1 protein-coding gene and 1 pseudogene are annotated in these 1,242 nt (G+C 56.1%); both read left to right on the top strand.

All coding sequences use genetic code 11. From position 1 onward, the window contains the following. A partial coding sequence (locus ACIP66_RS28790) for a cbb3-type cytochrome c oxidase subunit I (protein WP_400652697.1) occupies positions 1 to 1,007 on the top strand: 1,007 nt, incomplete at its 5' end. A gap of 3 nt (positions 1,008 to 1,010) precedes the next feature. Further along, a pseudogene (locus ACIP66_RS28785) lies at positions 1,011 to 1,193 on the top strand (cytochrome o ubiquinol oxidase subunit III); the annotation flags it as partial. Between the last annotated feature and the right edge of the window lie 49 nt (positions 1,194 to 1,242).

Genomic DNA, 1,242 nt, shown 5'->3' with positions numbered 1-1,242 from the left:
CCAGTGTCAACGCCTTCTTCGGTCTTGCTACGATGATGATTTCCATCGAGAATGGTGTGAAGCTATTTAACTGGCTGTTCACCATCTACCAGGGCCGTCTGCGTTTCACCAGCCAGGTGCTGTGGACCCTGGGCTTCATGGTGACCTTCGCCATCGGCGGCATGACCGGCGTACTGCTGGCCATCCCGGGTGCTGATTTCGTTCTGCACAACAGCCTGTTCGTGATCGCGCACTTCCATAACGTGATCATCGGCGGTGCGGTATTCGGTTACATCGCAGGTTTCGCGTTCTACTTCCCGAAAGCGTTCGGCTTCAAGCTGCACGAAGGCTGGGGTAAAGCAGCGTTCTGGTTCTGGATCTCCGGCTTCTTCGTCGCGTTCATGCCGCTCTATGCACTGGGCTTCATGGGCATGACCCGTCGTCTGAACGCCACCACTAACCCTGAGTGGGTACCGTACCTGTACGTTGCCATGTTCGGTGCGGTGATGATCGCTGTCGGTATCGCCTGCCAACTGATTCAGCTGTACGTCAGTGTGCGTGACCGCAACAAGCCAGAGAACATTTGCGATCACGGTGACCCGTGGAATGCACACACTCTGGAATGGTCGACCTCGTCGCCTCCGCCGTTCTACAACTTCGCTGTGCTGCCAAAAGCTGACTGCATCGACCCGTTCACTGAAGCCAAGGAAAACGGTACTGCGTACCAGCAACCGGCCAAGTACGAGCCGATCCACATGCCGAACAACACCGCCACTGGCGTGGTGATGGGCGCACTGTTGACCGTCTTCGGTTTTGCCATGATCTGGCACATCTGGTGGCTGGCCATCGCGAGCCTGGTAGGCACTGTTGTCTACTTCGTGATCCACGCTGCACGTGACGACCAGGGCTATATGGTTCCGGTTGAAACGATCGAACGTATCGAAGCCGAGCAGCACAAGCGTCTGGTCGCGGCAGGGAAAATCCCGGCCAATGCCACCCGTGTTGAAACCTCGTTGGAACAGGCTTAAACCATGTCGAATTTAGTGACCAATGCTGGACACGCCCATGGTGAACATGGGCACGATGACCATCACCACGATTCGGGCGAGATGACCGTATACGGTTTCTGGCTCTACCTGATGACCGACTGCATTTTGTTTGCGTCGATCTTCGCGGTATACGCGGTACTGGTAAACAACGTCGCCGGTGTCCCTTAGGGCCACGACTTCTTTGAACTGCCATACGTGCTTGGCTAAACCGCTG

The organism is Pseudomonas sp. NPDC088429 (assembly GCF_044753305.1).
GTDB classification, from domain to species: domain Bacteria; phylum Pseudomonadota; class Gammaproteobacteria; order Pseudomonadales; family Pseudomonadaceae; genus Aquipseudomonas; species Aquipseudomonas rustica.
The sequence above is the reverse complement of the archived record's forward strand: the minus strand, read 5'-3'. Positions and strand labels throughout refer to the sequence as shown.